Raw genomic sequence first — 16,700 nt, 5'->3', positions numbered from 1 at the left:
CACGTGCTCCGCACGAACTTCCGGCTTTCGGCGCAAACCGGCAGGCTGATTGGACAAGCTGTCCAGGACGGCCCGATCTTCCTGCAGGTTTGCGCCTGCTTGTCCCCTGACACCTTCGATTGATCCCGTTAGGCTGGCTGGCGTCGTCGGGTGGCTCCGCAGGCCGAACGTTGCGTCCTACCCGCTGCAGAGGTGTTCCATGCGTGCCATGGGGCCTTTTCAGCTGGATGGTGCGGCAGGATTGCGGAAGACCCCGGCGGTGGACACCGAGACCACCACCGAGTCACGCAACGGCGCGCGACAGGAGCCAAGAAGTCATGCAGACCAAGCTGGACGCAGCCAAGGCCGAACTGCTCAGGAAGGCAGCAGCAGCCGCTGAGAACAGCCAGGTGGGGGGAGCGGCGCCGGGGGAGGGACTGAGCAACGGCGCTCTGTCCGCGTACCTGCACCACTACTACCTCCACACGGCGCCCGAGGACCTGGTCGACCGCGACCCGGTCGACGTCTACGGCGCCGCCGCCTCGCACTACCGCCTGGGCCTCAAGCGCCCCCAGGGCACCGCCGAGGTGCGGGTGCACACCCCCTCGGTCGAGGAGAACGGCTGGTCCTGCGGCCACACCGTGGTCGAGGTCGTGACGGACGACATGCCGTTCCTGGTCGACTCCGTGACCAACGAGCTGTCCCGCCAGGACCGCGCGATCCACATCGTCATCCACCCCCAGCTGGTCGTCCGCCGCGACATCACCGGCAAGCTGCTGGAGATCCTCGACGTCGACGCCTGCGCCCGCAGCCAGGCCGCCGGCACCGAGTGGCCGGCCGACGCGACCGTCGAGTCGTGGATGCACATCGAGGTCGACCGCGAGACCGACCGCGACGACCTGCGCGAGATCGAGACCGACCTGCGCCGGGTGCTCGGCGACGTCCGCGAGGTCGTCGAGGACTGGACCAAGATGCGCGACTCCGCGCTGCGTCTGGCCGACGAGCTCGCCGAGCAGCCCCCGGCCGGCCTGCCCGAGCAGGAGGTCGGCGAGGCCTGGGAGCTCATGCGCTGGCTCGCCGACGACCACTTCACCTTCCTCGGCTACCGCGAGTACGACCTGGTCGAGCACGAGGGCGAGGAGGTCCTCAAGGCCGTCGCCGGGACCGGCCTCGGCATCCTGCGCTCCGACCCGATCGGCCACGACGACCAGCACCACGCCGTCAGCGAGGCCTTCGGCCGGCTGTCCGCGCCGGTGCGCGCCAAGGCCCACGAGAAGAAGCTGCTCGTCCTCACCAAGGCCAACAGCCGGGCGACCGTGCACCGCCCGTCCTACCTCGACTACGTCGGCGTGAAGAAGTTCGACGCCAACGGCGAGGTCATCGGCGAGCGCCGCTTCCTCGGCCTGTTCTCGGCCGCCGCCTACACCGAGTCGGTCAACCGCATCCCGGTCGTCCGCCGCAAGGTCCAGGACGTCATCGTCGACTCCGGCTTCTCCACCGAGAGCCACGACGGCCGCGACCTGCTGCAGATCCTGGAGACCTTCCCCCGGGACGAGATCTTCCAGACCCCGGCCGACGAGCTGCTGGCGATCGCCACCAGCGTGCTCTACCTCCAGGAGCGCCGCCGGCTGCGGCTCTTCCTGCGCCAGGACGAGTACGGGCGCTACTTCTCCGCGCTGGTCTACCTGCCGCGCGACCGCTACACCACCCGCATCCGGCTGCGCCTCATGGACATCCTGATGCAGGAGCTCAACGGCGCCTCGATCGACTACACGGTCTGGTCGACGGAGTCGGTGCTGACCCGACTGCACTTCGTCGTCCGGGTCACCCCCGGCAGCGAGCTGCCGCACCTCACGGACGCCGAGATCGAGCGGATCGAGGCCAAGCTGGCCGAGGCCGCCCGGTTCTGGATGGACGGGTTCAACGACCAGCTGCACGTCGAGCTGGGCGAGGAGAAGGCCGCCGAGCTCTCCCGCAAGTACGGCAACGCCTTCCCCGACGGGTACCGCGCCGACTTCACCGCGCGCACCGCGGTCGCGGACCTCAAGCAGATCGAGTCGCTGCACGGCGAGGGCGACTTCCGGCTGAACCTCTACCAGCCGGTCGGCGCCGGCGACGACGAGCGCCGCTTCAAGATCTACCGGGTGGGCGGCCCGATCTCGCTCACCGAGGTGCTGCCGGTCCTCCAGCGGCTGGGCGTCGAGGTGCTCGACGAGCACCCGTACGCGCTGACCCGCTCCGACCACACCACCGCCTGGGTGTACGACTTCGGCCTGCGGCTGCGCGAGGCCGTCGAGCTGACCGACGAGGCCCGTGACCGCTTCCAGGAGACCTTCGCCGCCACCTGGACCGGCAAGGCCGAGAACGACGGCTTCAACGACCTCGTCCTGACCGCCGGGCTGACCTGGCGCCAGGCGATGATGCTGCGCGCGTACGCCAAGTACCTGCGCCAGGCGGGCTCCACGTTCTCCCAGGACTACATGGAGGACGCGCTCCGCAACAACACCCACACCACCCGCCTGCTGGTGAACCTCTTCGAGGCCCGGCTGAGCCCCAGCCACCAGCAGGGTGCGCTGGAGCTGACCGAGGGCATCCTGGAGGAGCTGGACGGCGCGCTGGACGAGGTCGTCTCGCTGGACGAGGACCGCATCCTGCGCTCCTTCCTGCACCTCATCAAGGCCACCCTGCGGACCAACTTCTTCCAGCACGACGGCACCGGCGCGTGGCACTCCTACGTGTCGATGAAGTTCGACCCGAAGGCCATCCCGGACCTGCCGGCCCCGCGCCCGGCGTTCGAGATCTGGGTCTACTCGCCGCAGGTCGAGGGCGTGCACCTGCGCTTCGGCAAGGTCGCCCGCGGCGGTCTGCGCTGGTCCGACCGGCGCGAGGACTTCCGCACCGAGATCCTCGGCCTGGTCAAGGCGCAGATGGTGAAGAACACCGTCATCGTGCCGGTCGGCGCCAAGGGCGGCTTCGTCGCCAAGCAGCTGCCGGACCCGTCGGTGGACCGTGACGCCTGGCTGGCCGAGGGCGTCTCGTCCTACAAGACCTTCATCTCGGCGCTGCTGGACATCACCGACAACCTGGTCGGCGGCGAGGTCGTCCACCCGGCCGACGTGGTCCGCCACGACGAGGACGACACCTACCTGGTCGTCGCCGCCGACAAGGGCACCGCGACCTTCTCCGACATCGCCAACGGTGTCGCCGAGTCCTACGGCTTCTGGCTGGGCGACGCGTTCGCCTCCGGCGGCTCGGCCGGCTACGACCACAAGGGCATGGGCATCACCGCCCGCGGCGCCTGGGAGTCCGTCAAGCGCAACTTCCGCGAGCTCGGCGTCGACACCCAGTCCGAGGACTTCACCGTCATCGGCATCGGCGACATGTCCGGCGACGTCTTCGGCAACGGCATGCTGCTCAGTGAGCACATCCGCCTGGTCGCCGCCTTCGACCACCGCCACATCTTCCTGGACCCGAACCCGGAGGCGGCCTCCTCGTACGCCGAGCGCCGCCGCCTGTTCGAGCTGCCCCGCAGCTCCTGGGACGACTACGACCGGTCGCTGATCTCGGCCGGCGGCGGGATCTTCCCGCGCAGCGCCAAGTCGATCCAGCTCACCGCGCAGGTCCGGGCCGCACTGGGCGTCTCCGACACCCGGCTCACCCCCGCCGAGCTGATGAAGGCCATCCTCCAGGCGCCGGTCGACCTGTTCTGGAACGGCGGCATCGGCACCTACGTCAAGGCCTCCACCGAGACCAACGCCGAGGTCGGCGACAAGGCCAACGACGCCATCCGGGTCAACGGCGAGCAGGTCCGCGCCCGCGTCGTCGGCGAGGGCGGCAACCTCGGCTGCACCCAGCTCGGCCGCATCGAGTACGCGGCCTCCGGCGGCCCGGAGAGCGCCGGCGGCTGGATCAACACCGACGCCATCGACAACTCGGCCGGTGTGGACACCTCGGACCACGAGGTCAACATCAAGATCCTGCTCAACCAGGTGGTCGCCGACGGCGACATGACGGTCAAGCAGCGCAACACCCTGCTCGCCGAGATGACCGACGAGGTCGGCCACCTCGTCCTGCGCAACAACTACGCGCAGAACGTGGTGCTGGCCAACGCGGTCGCCCAGGCGCACAGCATGGTCAACGTCCACTCCCGGATGATCAACCGGCTGGAGTCGGGCGGCCAGCTCGACCGGGGCCTGGAGTTCCTGCCCACCGAGCGGCAGATCCGCGAGCGCCAGCAGAACGGCCGGGGCCTGTCCCAGCCCGAGATGTCGGTGCTGCTCGCCTACACCAAGATCACCCTGGCCGACGAGCTGCTCGCCACCGACCTGCCCGACGACCCGTTCTTCCGCACCGCGCTGCACGAGTACTTCCCCAGCGCGCTGCGGGCCCGGTTCGCCGAGCAGATCGACCGGCACCCGCTGCGCCGCGAGATCATCACCACGCTGATCGTCAACGACACGATCAACCGCGGTGGCTGCACCTTCGCCTTCCGGCTGAAGGAGGAGACCGGCGCGACCTACGAAGAGGTCGCCCGCACCCACACCGCCGCCCGGGCCGTCTTCGGCCTGGAGGAGATCTGGTCCGAGATCGAGGGCCTGGACAACCGGGTCCCGGCCCGGGCGCAGACCAAGATGCGGCTGCACTCGCGCCGTCTGGTCGAGCGCGCCACCCGGTGGATGCTCAACAACCGGCGCCAGCCGCTGGACATCGCCGGCACCATCGAGTTCTTCCACGACCGGGTCAACCAGGTGTGGGGCTCGCTGCCCAAGCCGCTGCGCGGCGAGGACCTGGCCTGGTTCGAGCACGTCTACGGGGAGCTCGCCGGCGCCGGTGTGCCGGAGGAGCTCGCCACCCGGATCGCGGGCCTGTCCTCGACCTTCCCGACCCTGGACATCACCGAGGTCGCGGACCGGTCCGGCAAGGACGTCGCCCAGGTCGCCGAGCTCTACTACGACCTCGCCGACCGGCTGCAGATCACCCACCTGCTCGACCGCATCATCGAGCTGCCCCGCGTCGACCGCTGGTCGTCCATGGCCCGCGCCGCCATCCGCGAGGACCTCTTCGCGGCCCACGCGGCGCTGACCGCCGACATCCTGGCCTGCGGCCCCGAGGGCGCCACCCCCGAGGAGCGGTACACCGCCTGGGGTCCTGGGTTCCCACGGACAGCACAACACGGCGGGGGCGGGCCCGGGGGGGCCGGGCCGCCGGCGAACACCGGCAAACCCCCCCGCCCCCCCAACCCCCCCCGGGGGGGGGGGGGGCCGTGGGGGGGTTGGCGACGGGCCTGGGGGCGGGGGGGGCCGGGGCGGACGACCCGCCGTGTTGTGCTGTCCGTGGGAACCCAGGACGGTGCTGCGGACAGGTGGAGGTGTGGAGCTGTCACAGCGGGGACGGATACGGAACGGGGACCAATGGGCGTTCGGGGAGCTGTTCGATCAAGCGGCAGACGACCTGTACCGGTACGCGGTGCGGGTCTCGGGGGACTGGGCGGTCGCGGAGGACATCGTCCAACTGACCTTCCTGGAGGCGTGGCGGCTGCGCCACAAACTGCGCGAGAGCGACGAGCCGGTCCGCCCCTGGCTGTTCGGGGTCGCCGCCAACGTGCTGCGGAACACGACCCGGGCGGCCCGGCGGCACCGGGCCGCGATGGAGCGGCTGCCACCCAGGGACGTGGTGCCGGACTTCGCCGACGAACTCGTCGGGCGGCTTGACGACAGCGCCCAGCTGGCCGCCGCGCGGCGGGCCCTGGAGCGGCTGCGGAAGGCGGAGCGGGAGGTGTTCGGCCTCTGCGTCTGGGCCGGGCTCGACTACGCGAGTGCCGCCGAGGCGCTCGGGGTGCCGATCGGAACGGTGCGTTCGCGGCTCTCGCGGGCCCGCACCAAGCTCCGGGCGCTCGCCGAGGAAGAACTGACGAAAGGGCGGGAACTCCGCCCCGAGCCCGGACAGGTACGGGTTGGCCGCACCGATGCGGCCCGGTCGACACGGGAGACGAACCGATGAACGAGCACGAGCGTGCCGAGCTGGCCCGGCTGTTGCCGCCGCCGGCGCGGCCCGAACTCTCCTCCGACCGCCACCGGCTGTTGAGGGGACATCTGATGAGTGAGATCCGGGACACGAAGCCCGCGCGGGTCCGGCGGGGCAAGCTCGGCTGGGTGGCGATTCCGGCCCTGGCGGGCGGTCTGGCCCTGGCGATGGTCCTGCCGGGCGGCAGTGACGGCGCGGCCTCCAAGGCCCCGCTGGCCCAGCAGCAGAGCGGGCAGCAGGTCCAGGGCGGGCAGCCGGCCGAGAGCGGCAGCACCACGCTGAACGTCGCCCCGGTCGCCGCCGTCCAGCTGCTGACCCAGGCCGCCGACACCGCGGCCGGCAAGCCCGACCCGAAGCCCGGCAAGAACCAGTTCGTCTACGTGGACAGCCTGGTGTCCTTCTCGAGCACCAACCTGGCCACCGGCGAGGCGAAGGTCGACGCGCCGCACCGCCGCCAGATCTGGCTGTCGGTCGACGGCAGCCAGTGGGGCGTCCTGAAGGAGGAGGGCAAGTTCGGCAAGGGCGAGGCCGCCGCCAAGGAGGGGGACAAGCGCCCCGCGCCGCGTCCCGACGGCGGGCTGTGGCTCGACCCGACCAAGAAGCCGAGCATCGGCGCGCCCACCTACAACTACCTGGCCGGCCTGCCGACCGACCCGGACGCGCTGCTGAAGAAGATCTACGACGAGACCAAGGGCCAGGGCCGCACCCCTGACCAGGAGGCGTTCGTGACCATCGGGGACCTGCTGCGCGAGCAGATCGCCCCGCCGGCCGTCAGCGCCGCCCTCTACCGCGCCGCCGCCAAGATCCCCGGCGTCACCGCGGTCGAGGACTCGGTGGACGCCTCGGGCCGCCACGGTGTCGCCGTGGCGCACGTGGACAGCGGCGTCCGCACCGAGTGGATCTTCGACCCGAAGAGCCACGAGTTCCTCGGTGAGCGCGAGGTCGTCGTCGCCGACAGCGAGTTCGGCAAGCCGGGCACGGTGGTCGGTCACACGGCGGTGCTGGGCCGCTCGATCACCGACAAGCCGGGCGACGAGCCGAAGCAGACCAACGCCTGATCACATCACGATGAAAGCCGTGGGGCCCGGTGGAAGCGGGCCCCACGGCTCTTCGATTGTCACCCGGTTCTTCAGGGTCGGGTAGTGCCGACCGGTAGCAGATCCGCCACCCATCGGTCGGCCGCTGCCGACAGGACAGTCCACTCGCCGTCCCGGATCGCGCTCAACCGCCATCGGGCGGCGATCACGGCGGCCAGCGCCGCGACCTTCGAGGGCTCGGCGACGGCGTAGTGCGGAACGGTCATCGCCCACCGCCGGGCCCGTTCGACGGTGTGACCGGCGGCGATCAGCCGGGGGACCAGCGAGGCGGTGTCGACCCAGGCCCCGGCGGGAGCGGGCCACGACCAGTCGACAATGCGGACCCGCGCGCCGGAAACCAGGATGTTCGGCCCGGTCATGTCGGTGTGCGCGAGGGTGTCACCCGCGACCGCCTCCGCCGCCCTGCCCTCCAGGGCGACGAGCGCGTCCAGGTGCTCGGCCTGCCACGGCGTCAGACCGTCGGCGTCCGCGATCTCCGACCACAGTGCCGAGCCCCTCCATCTCTGCGCGAGACCGAGTGTCCGGACCGCCGGCGCCGGGGTGAGCCGGTCGGCGAGCCCGGCCAGCGTTCCCGCGATCAGCGGCAGGTCGGACGAGCCGGGCGACAGGTCGGCGTGACGTCCGGGCACGTACTCGAAGGCCGTGACCAGCCAGCCGTCGGCGTCCTGCTGCCACAGCAGGTCCGCGCCGATTCCCCGAACCGCCGCCGCGGCCTGGGCCTCCTTGCGGGCCATCCAGAGCTTCGGGCTGTCGAGTCGCGCAGCCTTCACGAACACCCGGCCGGAAATGGTGTCCACGACGGCGGCGAACTCGGCGGTCCCTCCCGCGTCCGGCGTCGTCACCCCGGTGACGACGCCGGACTTCTCGGCGATCAGATGGCGGACCCCAGGCGGCAGATCGGTCCAGCGGTGGCGCATGTTGTTCCTTCGGGGCGGGGAGGAGGCCGGGCGGCCGCAGCGCCGCCCGGCCCGGCCGGTCAGTTGGAGTTGTGGCAGCCCTGGTGGCACTGCGCGCAACCGCCGCTTCCACTGGTGTCGGAGCCGTCACCCCCGCTGCCCTCGGAACAGTCGGCCGACACGGCCCAGAGTTCCGGGTCGACCTGGTAGCCGGCTGCCCTGAGCGCGGCTGCGGTAGTGACGATGCCCGTACCGTTCGCCGAGGCGCTGTTGTCCGGACGGTGATGGAGGAACCTGTTGGCGACCCGGTCGCAGAAGGCGGCGTACTCACGGGTGTGCAGCAGGAAGGCGTGCCAGCCGTGGTCGACCACGCGGGAGGGCGAAAGCGCGGCGTCCGGGCTGACGGCGCAGGTGCCGAGGAACGCGAGCGCCTGGTCCACGACCCGCTCCGCGAGCCGCGCTTCCATGCTCTGATCCTGGGCGACCCGATGCACCAGGCGCTCGAACAGGGCGTCGTCGACCAGGGTTCGTCCGGTGATTCGTTCCGTGTGCACGAGGCTCATACCGAGCTCCTTCGATGGGTTCGACCCGGCCGGCACATCGGGTGCGCGGTGGGCGGCCGATTCGACGTTAGGGAGTGATCGGCTGAATACTCAACGTGATTGCGGGTGATTGCGGGTACTCAGCTGAGGGCGTCGATCGCCGCGGTGATCAGGGCGCGGGCGGGGGTTCCATAGACGGCCGTCCGGGTCAACTCCGCGAATGCCCGGTGGTAGTCCGCGAGTTCACGTGGCTGTACGACGCTGATCTCGGCCGTCAGTGTCTCGATCGAGGCTTCCCTGTCGTCGAAGAGGTAGAAGGCCTCCAGTGGCCACATGCGACGCGGCGCCGAGAAGGGGATGATGCCCAGGGCGACCGACGGGAGCGGCATCACCGAGAGCAGATGGCGGAGCTGCTCGGCCATCGTCCGCGCATCACCGATCCGGTACCGCAGGACGGCCTCCTCGGCCAGGACCACGAAGCGGTGATTGCCCTCGTACAGGAGGCGGCCGCGCTTCAAGCGGGCCGCCACCGCATCGGCGACATCGTCCGGGGTGCCCTGGAAATCCGTGATGCCGCGCATGAGCGCGGTCGCATAGGCCTCGGTCTGGAGGAAGCCGGGGACGACATTGGAGACGTATGCCCGGCAGACGGCGGTACTCGTGTGCTGCGCCAGGGAGTCCTCCTGGACCCGGCGCATGCCGTGACTGTGCTGCTTGCGCCATTCCACGTACATCAGTTCCACGGCGCGGGATGCCGCGATCAGATCGTCTGCTCGGTCGTCCGCCTCGCACGCTCCGCACCAACGTCTGATGTCGCTCTCGGAAGGTGTGGACTTTCCGCTCAGGATGCGGGAGGTCTTCGACGGGTGCCATCGGCAACGTGCGGAGAGTTCCTTGCCGTCGATTCGGGCGTCCAGCATCAATTCGCGCAGCCGTGCCGCGACGGCGGTCCGAGCCGCGCGGACACTGGACGACGGGGAAACGGGCACGGTATCGGTCGCTCGGACGGTCAGACGGTGTAGTGGTGGTGCGGGGTCGCGCGTTCCCACACCGCTTCGAAGGCGTCGGTGCAGAGCTTCACCACGGATGCGTTCTCGGTGTACGAGGTGCGCTCGTCCGCCCAGTCGCCGTCGCCGGTGAAGTGGTTGAAGCGGGCGCAGCGGTCGTCGAAGACCCAGAAGTCGTTGCCGGGCAGCGCCAGGTCGGACGCTTCGCGGCGGGGGAGCCAGCGAACGTCCTCCCCGATCGCGATGTTGACCGGGGTCATGGCGTGCAGGTAGCGGGTGTAGAGGGTGACCGGCTCGGAGACGATCCGGGCGCGCCGGACGACGACGCCCCGTGCCGTCGCCTCGCGCAGCATCGCCGCCCAGTCCTGCCAGTACTCCGAGGCCGGGTCCAGGTCCGACTCGCCCGTCTCCCGGAAGCGCTCGACGGCCTGTGCCTCGTCCGGAACGGCGTAGGCGTCGCGCAGCTCCAGATGGACTGCGGAGTGCTGTGCGGAGCGCAGGAGTTGGTCAAAGGCCGGTGCGTTCAGCCACATCGCACGCCTCCCTCAGGATCGGAATCATTCGGGCCGGGATCCTGATCACGGTCTCGCCGGCGGGGATCCCGGCTGTGTGCCCGGGGGCCCACGAGGTTCCGCCGATCGCGGCCGCCAGCTCCTCGCCGGCGTTCCAGCCCTGGATCACGATCTCCGCGTTCGCATGGTCCACCCACGCAGTGGGCGAGCCCTCCTTGCCGGTCTCAGGGTCGATGCCGATGAAGTCCAGCTCCATCGTGTCCTCCTGTATCAGGCCGAGTGCCCATTGTTACGTTCGCACCCTGGCCGAGGGCAAACGGCCCGTCAAGGGGGTGCCGTGGCCCGGATGTGCTCCTCGGTGGAGGGCGGCGCGGGCGATGGCGGCGCCGATGGCGGCGGTGACCGGGGCGCTCGGGGCGACCTCGGCACATGAGCGGCAGGGCCCGGGGCGGGGGACCGGGTCGTGGCAGTGGGGGCACTCGGAGTACGTGGCGGGCGCGGCCCCGGCGCGCGGGGGCGGGAGTTTGCGCCGGAGCCGGTCGCGGAGGAGTGCGACGGGCGAGTGCAGATGGGTGGGCAGGCCGGGCAGCAGGGCGTGGGCCAGGTCGGTAGCCGTACTGCCGTGTTCGAGCCACCGGCTGACGAGCGGTGCGAGCGCCTGCGCCTCGGCGAGCCCGAGGCGCAGGCGCGGTTCGGGTCGGAGGGCGCGGAAGAGTGCGGCCACGGCTTCGCGGGTCTGCTCGTCGACCTCGGGGAGGGTGGGTACTTCTTCCGGGTTCTTTGCAGGAGGGGCGTCAGGACGGCCGGTGCCCCGTTCACCGGCGACCGGACGGGCGACACCCGGTGGCACGAGCTGAGGGCGGTCGAAGACGTGAGCCTCGGAGCGGATCGTCCCGTCGGGGCGCCGGACGCGGACGACCCGGTAGTACCCGGCGTCGGTGAGTTCCTTGAGCGCCCGCCGGACGGTGCCGCGCCCCTGGGGGCTGGTGTCGGCCATGTGTCGGCCGTCCTCGCGCCACCCGTCGGGGCGCGAGAGGAGGTCGGCGAGGAGTCCGCGGGCGGTGTAGCTGAGCCGCCGGTCCTGCAACAGGCCGTTGGGAAGCACGGTGAATGAGCGCGCGTGGGCGCTACGATGAATCTGCATCTGGAGTTGCTGCTCCTGGTGCCGGACCCCGGGGTGTTAGCGCACCGCCGGGGTCTTCTATGTTCTGTTGATAATGCGGAACGTAGCATATCCGACACGGAGCGTGTGAAGTGTCCGGAGTTGCGAAGGGTGGGGCCGAGGGCTCACCCTTGGCCCCACCCTTGGGTATCGGGGTCATGTGGCGGCCCCGATCAGGCCCGCACTCGCACCAGACGACCTTGCCGGGCTCCTCGGTGCGGGCGGAGACGGGCGTCGTCGACGTCGAAGAAGACCCGGATCAGCCGCCCGAGCATGCCGGGCTCGTCGGTCAGCGCACGCAGTCGGTCCTCCCGGCGGGCCACGGCGATCACGTGGAAGCCCTCCGCCGCCAGCCGGCGGGCGAAGGTGCGACCGATGCCCGTGCTCGCCCCGGTCACCAGCGCCGTGCGCGGTGGTGGAGGGTCGGTCGCCCCCAGTGAACTCGCTTCGGTCGTCGTGGTGGTGCTCCTTCCGTCAGGTGGGGTCGGCCGGGCCGGCCGGTCAGTGCGCGGCCGGCCGGGTGGCGGGCTGGAGGCGGAACGAGATGGCCTCCAGGAGGCGCTTGCGCCGGGTCTTCTGGACGGCGGCGATCCGCCAGTCGCCGCCCGGCTCCCGGACGACCGTGTAGGTGGCGAGCTTGCCGAGGCGCTTCGGGCGGCCCTTGCGGACGTCGCCGCGAGTGAGGACGACGGCGGTGTCCGGGCCGAGGAGGCGGAGGTCGGTGATCTCCAGGCTCAACTCGGTGCCCTTGAGGAAGCCGTCGAACAGGGCCTGGTGGGCGCGGCCGATCTCGGGCCCGCCCCGGTAGACGGTGCCGGTGTAGGTGACGTCGGTGGCGTCTGCGGTGAACTGCTCGCCGTAGGCGGCGCCGTCGCCGCGGCCCCAGGCTGTGCGGCTGCGCTCGAGCAGGGCGCGGATCGCGGCGGCGTCGGCCTCGTGGGCGGGGTTGACGGGGGTGTGCGTGCTCACTTCTCGGCCTCCGGCCTGGTCGACGGGTCCCACAGGAACGAGATGCGCTCCATGACGGACTGGCGCTGGGTGTTGTGGAAGGCGGCGATGCGCCAGCTGCGGTCGTTCTGGCGGACCAGCGTGTACGACTGCGTCTTGGACAGCTCGGCGGCCTTCTTGGGCTTGTCGGTGCAGGTGTCGCCGCGGCTGGTGACCACCGCGGTGTCGGGGCCGTAGAAGCGGATGCCGAGGAAGGAGTCGGCCAGCCTGGTGTCCTTCAGGAACCCGCCGAACAGGGCCCGGTGGGCTTCGGTGATGTCGCGGCGCCCCTGGTAGTGGGTGCCGACGTAGGTCGTGTAGGTGGCGTCGGCGGTGAAGTGCTCGCCGTACGCGGTGGCGTCGCCGGCCCCCCAGGCCTCGGCCAGCGAGTGCAGCGTGTCGCAGACCGCCCGCTGGTCCTCGGCCGCGGCCGATCCGGCGGGGGTGGGGGTGACGGCCGGGGCGACTGCGGCGCAGTCGCTCTGGCCGAGGTTGCGCACCCCGGAGGTGGCGTCGAGCCACAGGTAGCCGGAGCCGGAGCCGGCGGCCACGGCCAGCGCCAGCGCGGTCGCGCCGAGGAGGCGCTTGACGGTGCGGCGGCGGGTTCGGCTACCGGTGCGGCGCCTGGGTGCCGGGTCGGCTGCAGGCGGCGCCGTGGGGACAGTGGGCTCGACAGGCCCGGTGGGCCCGGTCGGAGCGTTGGCGGTAGCAGGCATGGTGGTCCCCTCCCCATGGTAACTTCTTTGAAGAAGTTACTGTGTTGAAGATTTCTCTTCTCTGAGGAAGAGATTATGGAGAGGGGGAGCCCGTGTCAACGCCTGCCATGCGATCCGACGCGAGCGAGGTCTACCGCCGGTACCTGAGCGCGGTGATGCTCCACGGCCACGCGAGCGCCAGGGCGTGCGAACTCGGCGCCACCGACCTGTATGCGCTGAACATCCTTGAGCTGGCCGGGGCGATGACGCCCGGCGAGCTGAGCGCGCGCACCGGCCTGACGACCGGTCCGACCACCCGCCTGATCGACCGGCTGGAGCAGGCCGGCTACGTGCGCCGCGCACCCGACCCCGGCGACCGGCGCAAGGTCATCGTCGAGCCGCTCGGCGGGCCCGCCGACCTCGACCGCGTCATGGACCCCGCGCGGTGGCGGATCGGCGAGATCCTCGGGAGCTACTCGCCCGAGCAGCTCGAAACCCTCTTCGACTACTTCGCCCGCGCTGCCGAGGCCTACCGGGAGTCGGCCGAGCAGCTGCGCACCGGCGACGAGGACTGACGCCGACGGGCCCTCGCCGATGGCGGGTTCTAAAGCTCGTTGCAGAAGTGTGGGTGGGGGCAGGTCGGTGTGTGGTCCGACCTGCTGGTTTCATGCGGTGCGGGCGAGGTTGTGCATGTGGGCGACGGCCTGCACGGCGTGGTGCAGGCCGTCGCCCTTCTGTCGGCAGTTGTTCTGTGGGCCCACACCCATGGGTGCGGGCCCACAACTCGAAGGATCCGTCGGGGCCTTCGTTGGTTTTCTCCGCTGATGCCTGGGTGGCGTTTCGTCGCCGGGGTGCGGGCGGGGGAGTTCGAGGTCTGAGACGAATCGGACACAGCGGGCCCGCGTCCTCGGACGTGGGCCCGCTTCCTCTTCTCCGTTTCCTCAGCGGCCCGCCGCGCGCTGGAGGGCGCTGGCGAGGAGGGCGAGGTCGGTGGGGCCGTTTCCCAGCTCGCGGACGGGGCGGCGGGCGGGCGGGGCGCCCAACTGGAGCGGGTCTATGGCGACGACGGTGGGCCGCAGGGTCGCGGTGCGCGGGATGCGGCCGCTGATGCGGGCGGTTTGGAACGCGGTGACGCCGCCGTCCGGGAGGCGCAGGTAGCCGCGGCCCGGAGTCGAATCCGGCAGGGCCGCCGCGTCGCCGAGGTGGATCAGCAGATCGGAGTCGGCCGGGTCGTCCGTCCGCAGCGCGATCCGCAGCAGGGCGGCGTCGTCCACCTCGGTGCCGGTGGTCTCCTCCGGGCGGCCGGTGGTCACCGCGAGGTGGATGCCGAGCGGCCCGCCGCGGCGGGCGACGGCGGCTAGGGCCCGGGCGAGCGGCCGACCGGCCGGGGACGTCGGGGCGAGCAGGGCGTCGAAGTCGTCGACGACGACGACCAGCCGGGGAGGGCAGGGCCCGGCGCCCGCCGGAGGGGCAACTGCGGCCTCGGGGCTGCGCGGCTGGATGATCCGCGGGGTGCTCGCCGCCGGCGTCGGGGCGCCGACGGTGGCGGGGACCGGGACGGGCTCCCCGTCGAGGATGCGGGCCGCGTGCCAGGAGGCGAAGTCCAGGCCGTCGAACAGCCGCTCCCGCATCGCCAGCTCGTCCTCCAGCGCCTCGGCGGCGAGCAGCGCGGCGCGCGGGTCGGCGCCGGCGTTCACCAGGCCGGTGACGTGCGGGAGTTCGGTGCAGCCGGCGAGCCCGTCCTCGGTGGCCCGCCCCTCGACCACGGTGACGGCGAGGCGTTCGGGCCGCTCGGAGACGGCGAGCGAGGCGATCAGGGTGCGCAGCAGCTCCGTCTTGCCGGAGCCGCGGGCGCCGCCGATCAGCAGGTGCGGGCCGCCCGGGTCGGGGGAGGGGAGGGTGAGTTCGGGGTCGGCGAGGTCGAGCACGCACAGCTCGTCGCGGGTGGTGCCGAGCAGGGCGGTGGCGGCGCCGATGCCGCCGGCGTGGGCGTCCCAGCGGGCGGAGAGCTTGGCCGGGGTGACGGTGTCCAGCTGGAGCAGGTCGAGCAGGCGCAGCGCGTCCGGCAGCGGCCCCCGGTTGGCCGGGGTGGCCTCGCGCAGCGGGGCGAGGACCCGGGCGAGGCGCTCGGCCCAGGCGTCGGAGACGGCGTCCAGCGAGATCTCGTGCAGGGTCTCGCGGCCGCGGGCGACCGGGCCCGGGCGGTCGAGCGACAGCTGGGTGCCGACCTCGCCGGTGATCAGCGCGGTGGCGCCGAGGCCGCGGGGCAGCAGTTCGGGCTGCTCGGCGAGGCAGACGGGGAAGATGCCGACCGCCGGGCCCTGGCGCAGCAGCAGGTCGAGCGCCTGCCGGGCGGCCTCGGTGGCCGGGCGGCCGTCGACCACGACCACGGTGGCGGGGTGGCCGCCGAGGCCGACCGGGCCGCTGAGCCGGGTGGTGAGCTCGGTGAGCCGGGCGGCGGCCTGCTCGTCGTCGAGGCCGAGCAGCAGCCGGCAGTCCTGGCCCTCGGCGGGCCTCAGATGGGGCAGCCACAGGGCCCAGGCCCAGGTGTCGACGCGGTCCTGCGGGGTGCGCGCCGGGTCGGCGTCGACCACCACCAGGCTGAGTCCGGTCGGCGGGTGCAGCGCGGCGAGCTGGGCGACGACGGCGCGGGTCAGCGCGTCCAGCCGCTCGCGCGGGCCGCTGAGGCCGAGGCTGCCGGCGGTCTGCAGGTCGAGGGTGACCGGGACGGCGGGGAGCACGGTGCCGGGCGAGGTGCCGGGGCCGCCGGGCCGGTCTGCGGTGCCGAGCCGCAGGGTGAGCGCGTCGGGGTGGCCGGGGCCGCGCTCCCAGAGCCGGGGCCCGCGGCCGAGCGCGTTGAGCAGGAGGGTGGCGAGGTCGGGCCAGCGCTCGCGCTGGGCGGCGGCCTGCCGGGTGCGGACGGCGGCGTGGTGGCGCTCGGCGCTCTCCTCGGGCGGTTCGGCGGCGGAGCGGCCGAGCCGGAGCGAGAGCAGGCCGCGGCCGCGCCCGGTGGGCGGTTCGGGCGCGCTGGGCGGCTCGGTGACCGCCGGGGCGGAACGGACCGGTGCGGGGGCGGCGAGCTGGAGGTGGCCGTGTCCGTCGGGGAGCGCGGCGCGGGCGGGCGGCCCGGAGCCGTCCCGGGTGTCGGGGACGGTCACCCGCAGGGTGGTCTCGCCGAGCCGCAGCAGGCCGGTGCCGTCGAGCGGGACGGCCTCCTCCGGTGCTCCCGGCGGGACGATCCGCCCGTCCACGGTGGTGCCGTTGGTGGAGCCGAGGTCGCGGACGGTGACCGTGCCGTCCTCGGCGAGGTGCAGGGCGAGGTGCAGCCGCGAGACGTCGGGGTCGTCGACCGGGACGTCGGCCTCGCCGGAGCGGCCGACCCGGATCTCCCGGCCGTGCAGCCGGTGCACGCCGCCGGCGTCGGGGCCGCCGACGACGCGGAGTTCGGCGGCCGCGGGGGTGTCGTCCGGGTCGTCGGCGGTCGGGTCCGGCTCGTTGAGGGAGAGGACGGCGCCGTCGAGCAGCGGGGGGTGGCCGAGCAGGGTGTGCTCGTCCACCCGGCGCGCCCCGGTGTAGAGGTGCACATGGGTGGCGGCCCGGGGGCCGCGCACGCCGACGGCGCCCGCGAGCGCCCCGGCGAGGGAGCCCAGCGCGGTGCCCACGGGTGCGGTGACCAGCACGTCCACGTAGGGGATGGCGGTGCCGGCGACTGCCGGGCCGCTGCGCGGTCGGAGGACGGTCAGCCGGATCTGCATCTCGCCCGCGGTCCCTTCTGCTGGTGTGACGCCGTTGTGCCGCT

13 protein-coding genes and 2 pseudogenes are annotated in these 16,700 nt (G+C 72.3%); 4 read left to right on the top strand and 11 right to left on the bottom strand.

What is annotated here, in order from left to right; genetic code table 11:
• Positions 1-317 precede the first annotated feature (317 nt).
• From ADK60_RS21035 to ADK60_RS21025, 3 genes and pseudogenes are all read left to right on the top strand, one after another.
• Positions 318-5,123: pseudogene (locus ADK60_RS21035) on the top strand (NAD-glutamate dehydrogenase); the annotation flags it as partial.
• A gap of 175 nt (positions 5,124-5,298) precedes the next feature.
• On the top strand, positions 5,299-5,979 hold the full coding sequence (locus ADK60_RS21030) for an RNA polymerase sigma factor (protein WP_353651760.1): 681 nt from the start codon (positions 5,299-5,301) through the stop codon (positions 5,977-5,979).
• Complete coding sequence (locus ADK60_RS21025; protein WP_053648069.1) at positions 5,976-7,061, top strand: CU044_5270 family protein; 1,086 nt, start codon at positions 5,976-5,978, stop codon at positions 7,059-7,061. The genes ADK60_RS21030 and ADK60_RS21025 overlap by 4 nt, the downstream gene beginning before the upstream one ends.
• Before the next feature lie 71 nt (positions 7,062-7,132).
• Here the strand turns inward: ADK60_RS21025 and ADK60_RS43695 are convergent, their stop codons facing one another.
• From ADK60_RS43695 to ADK60_RS42230, 9 genes are all read right to left on the bottom strand, one after another.
• Positions 7,133-8,017, bottom strand: a complete 885-nt coding sequence (locus tag ADK60_RS43695; protein WP_053648067.1) for a phosphotransferase — start codon at positions 8,015-8,017, stop codon at positions 7,133-7,135.
• Positions 8,018-8,076: 59 nt separating this feature from the next.
• Positions 8,077-8,559, bottom strand: coding sequence for a glycine-rich domain-containing protein (locus ADK60_RS21015; RefSeq protein WP_053648065.1), 483 nt, complete (start codon positions 8,557-8,559; stop codon positions 8,077-8,079).
• A 119-nt stretch (positions 8,560-8,678) separates the two neighbouring features.
• Positions 8,679-9,527, bottom strand: a complete 849-nt coding sequence (locus ADK60_RS21010; protein ID WP_053648062.1) for a DUF5753 domain-containing protein — start codon at positions 9,525-9,527, stop codon at positions 8,679-8,681.
• 20 nt (positions 9,528-9,547) lie between these two features.
• Entirely contained in the window at positions 9,548-10,078 is a 531-nt protein-coding gene (locus ADK60_RS21005) for a DUF6879 family protein (RefSeq protein ID WP_079008573.1), read from the bottom strand.
• Complete coding sequence (locus ADK60_RS21000; protein WP_045942606.1) at positions 10,053-10,313, bottom strand: hypothetical protein; 261 nt, start codon at positions 10,311-10,313, stop codon at positions 10,053-10,055. The genes ADK60_RS21005 and ADK60_RS21000 overlap by 26 nt, the downstream gene beginning before the upstream one ends.
• A 33-nt stretch (positions 10,314-10,346) precedes the next feature.
• On the bottom strand, positions 10,347-11,201 hold the full coding sequence (locus ADK60_RS42235; RefSeq protein WP_079008572.1) for a helix-turn-helix domain-containing protein: 855 nt from the start codon (positions 11,199-11,201) through the stop codon (positions 10,347-10,349).
• A gap of 191 nt (positions 11,202-11,392) precedes the next feature.
• Positions 11,393-11,617, bottom strand: a complete 225-nt coding sequence (locus ADK60_RS47740) for an SDR family NAD(P)-dependent oxidoreductase (RefSeq protein WP_053648058.1) — start codon at positions 11,615-11,617, stop codon at positions 11,393-11,395.
• A gap of 103 nt (positions 11,618-11,720) precedes the next feature.
• Positions 11,721-12,188 carry an SgcJ/EcaC family oxidoreductase gene (locus tag ADK60_RS20985; RefSeq protein ID WP_053648056.1) on the bottom strand — a complete coding sequence of 156 codons (468 nt, stop codon included), beginning with the start codon at positions 12,186-12,188 and terminating at the stop codon, positions 11,721-11,723.
• On the bottom strand, positions 12,185-12,922 hold the full coding sequence (locus ADK60_RS42230; RefSeq protein ID WP_079008570.1) for an SgcJ/EcaC family oxidoreductase: 738 nt from the start codon (positions 12,920-12,922) through the stop codon (positions 12,185-12,187). The genes ADK60_RS20985 and ADK60_RS42230 overlap by 4 nt, the downstream gene beginning before the upstream one ends.
• Positions 12,923-13,029: 107 nt before the next feature.
• Between ADK60_RS42230 and ADK60_RS20975 the strand changes: the two genes are divergently transcribed.
• On the top strand, positions 13,030-13,476 hold the full coding sequence (locus tag ADK60_RS20975) for a MarR family winged helix-turn-helix transcriptional regulator (protein ID WP_053648054.1): 447 nt from the start codon (positions 13,030-13,032) through the stop codon (positions 13,474-13,476).
• A gap of 90 nt (positions 13,477-13,566) precedes the next feature.
• Here the strand turns inward: ADK60_RS20975 and ADK60_RS48470 are convergent.
• A pseudogene (locus tag ADK60_RS48470) lies at positions 13,567-13,647 on the bottom strand (IS5/IS1182 family transposase); the annotation flags it as partial.
• 195 nt (positions 13,648-13,842) lie between these two features.
• Entirely contained in the window at positions 13,843-16,656 is a 2,814-nt protein-coding gene (locus tag ADK60_RS20970; RefSeq protein WP_053648052.1) for an FtsK/SpoIIIE domain-containing protein, read from the bottom strand.
• Positions 16,657-16,700: the final 44 nt, after the last annotated feature.

This window comes from Streptomyces sp. XY431, assembly GCF_001279805.1.
Lineage (GTDB): Bacteria > Actinomycetota > Actinomycetes > Streptomycetales > Streptomycetaceae > Kitasatospora > Kitasatospora purpeofusca.
Note: the sequence above shows the minus strand (reverse complement) of the source record. Positions and strands in the feature narration are given on the sequence as shown.

What these genes read in the sequence shown, in the direction of transcription:
- ADK60_RS21025 (WP_053648069.1), top strand. Translation starts at nt 5,976, where the DNA reads ATGAACGAGCACGAGCGTGCCGAGCTGGCCCGGCTGTTGCCGCCGCCG.
- ADK60_RS43695 (WP_053648067.1), bottom strand. Translation starts at nt 8,017, where the DNA reads ATGCGCCACCGCTGGACCGATCTGCCGCCTGGGGTCCGCCATCTGATC.
- ADK60_RS21015 (WP_053648065.1), bottom strand. Translation starts at nt 8,559, where the DNA reads ATGAGCCTCGTGCACACGGAACGAATCACCGGACGAACCCTGGTCGAC.
- ADK60_RS21005 (WP_079008573.1), bottom strand. Translation starts at nt 10,078, where the DNA reads ATGTGGCTGAACGCACCGGCCTTTGACCAACTCCTGCGCTCCGCACAG.
- ADK60_RS21000 (WP_045942606.1), bottom strand. Translation starts at nt 10,313, where the DNA reads ATGGAGCTGGACTTCATCGGCATCGACCCTGAGACCGGCAAGGAGGGC.
- ADK60_RS42235 (WP_079008572.1), bottom strand. Translation starts at nt 11,201, where the DNA reads ATGCAGATTCATCGTAGCGCCCACGCGCGCTCATTCACCGTGCTTCCC.
- ADK60_RS42230 (WP_079008570.1), bottom strand. Translation starts at nt 12,922, where the DNA reads ATGCCTGCTACCGCCAACGCTCCGACCGGGCCCACCGGGCCTGTCGAG.
- ADK60_RS20975 (WP_053648054.1), top strand. Translation starts at nt 13,030, where the DNA reads ATGCGATCCGACGCGAGCGAGGTCTACCGCCGGTACCTGAGCGCGGTG.
- ADK60_RS20970 (WP_053648052.1), bottom strand. Translation starts at nt 16,656, where the DNA reads ATGCAGATCCGGCTGACCGTCCTCCGACCGCGCAGCGGCCCGGCAGTC.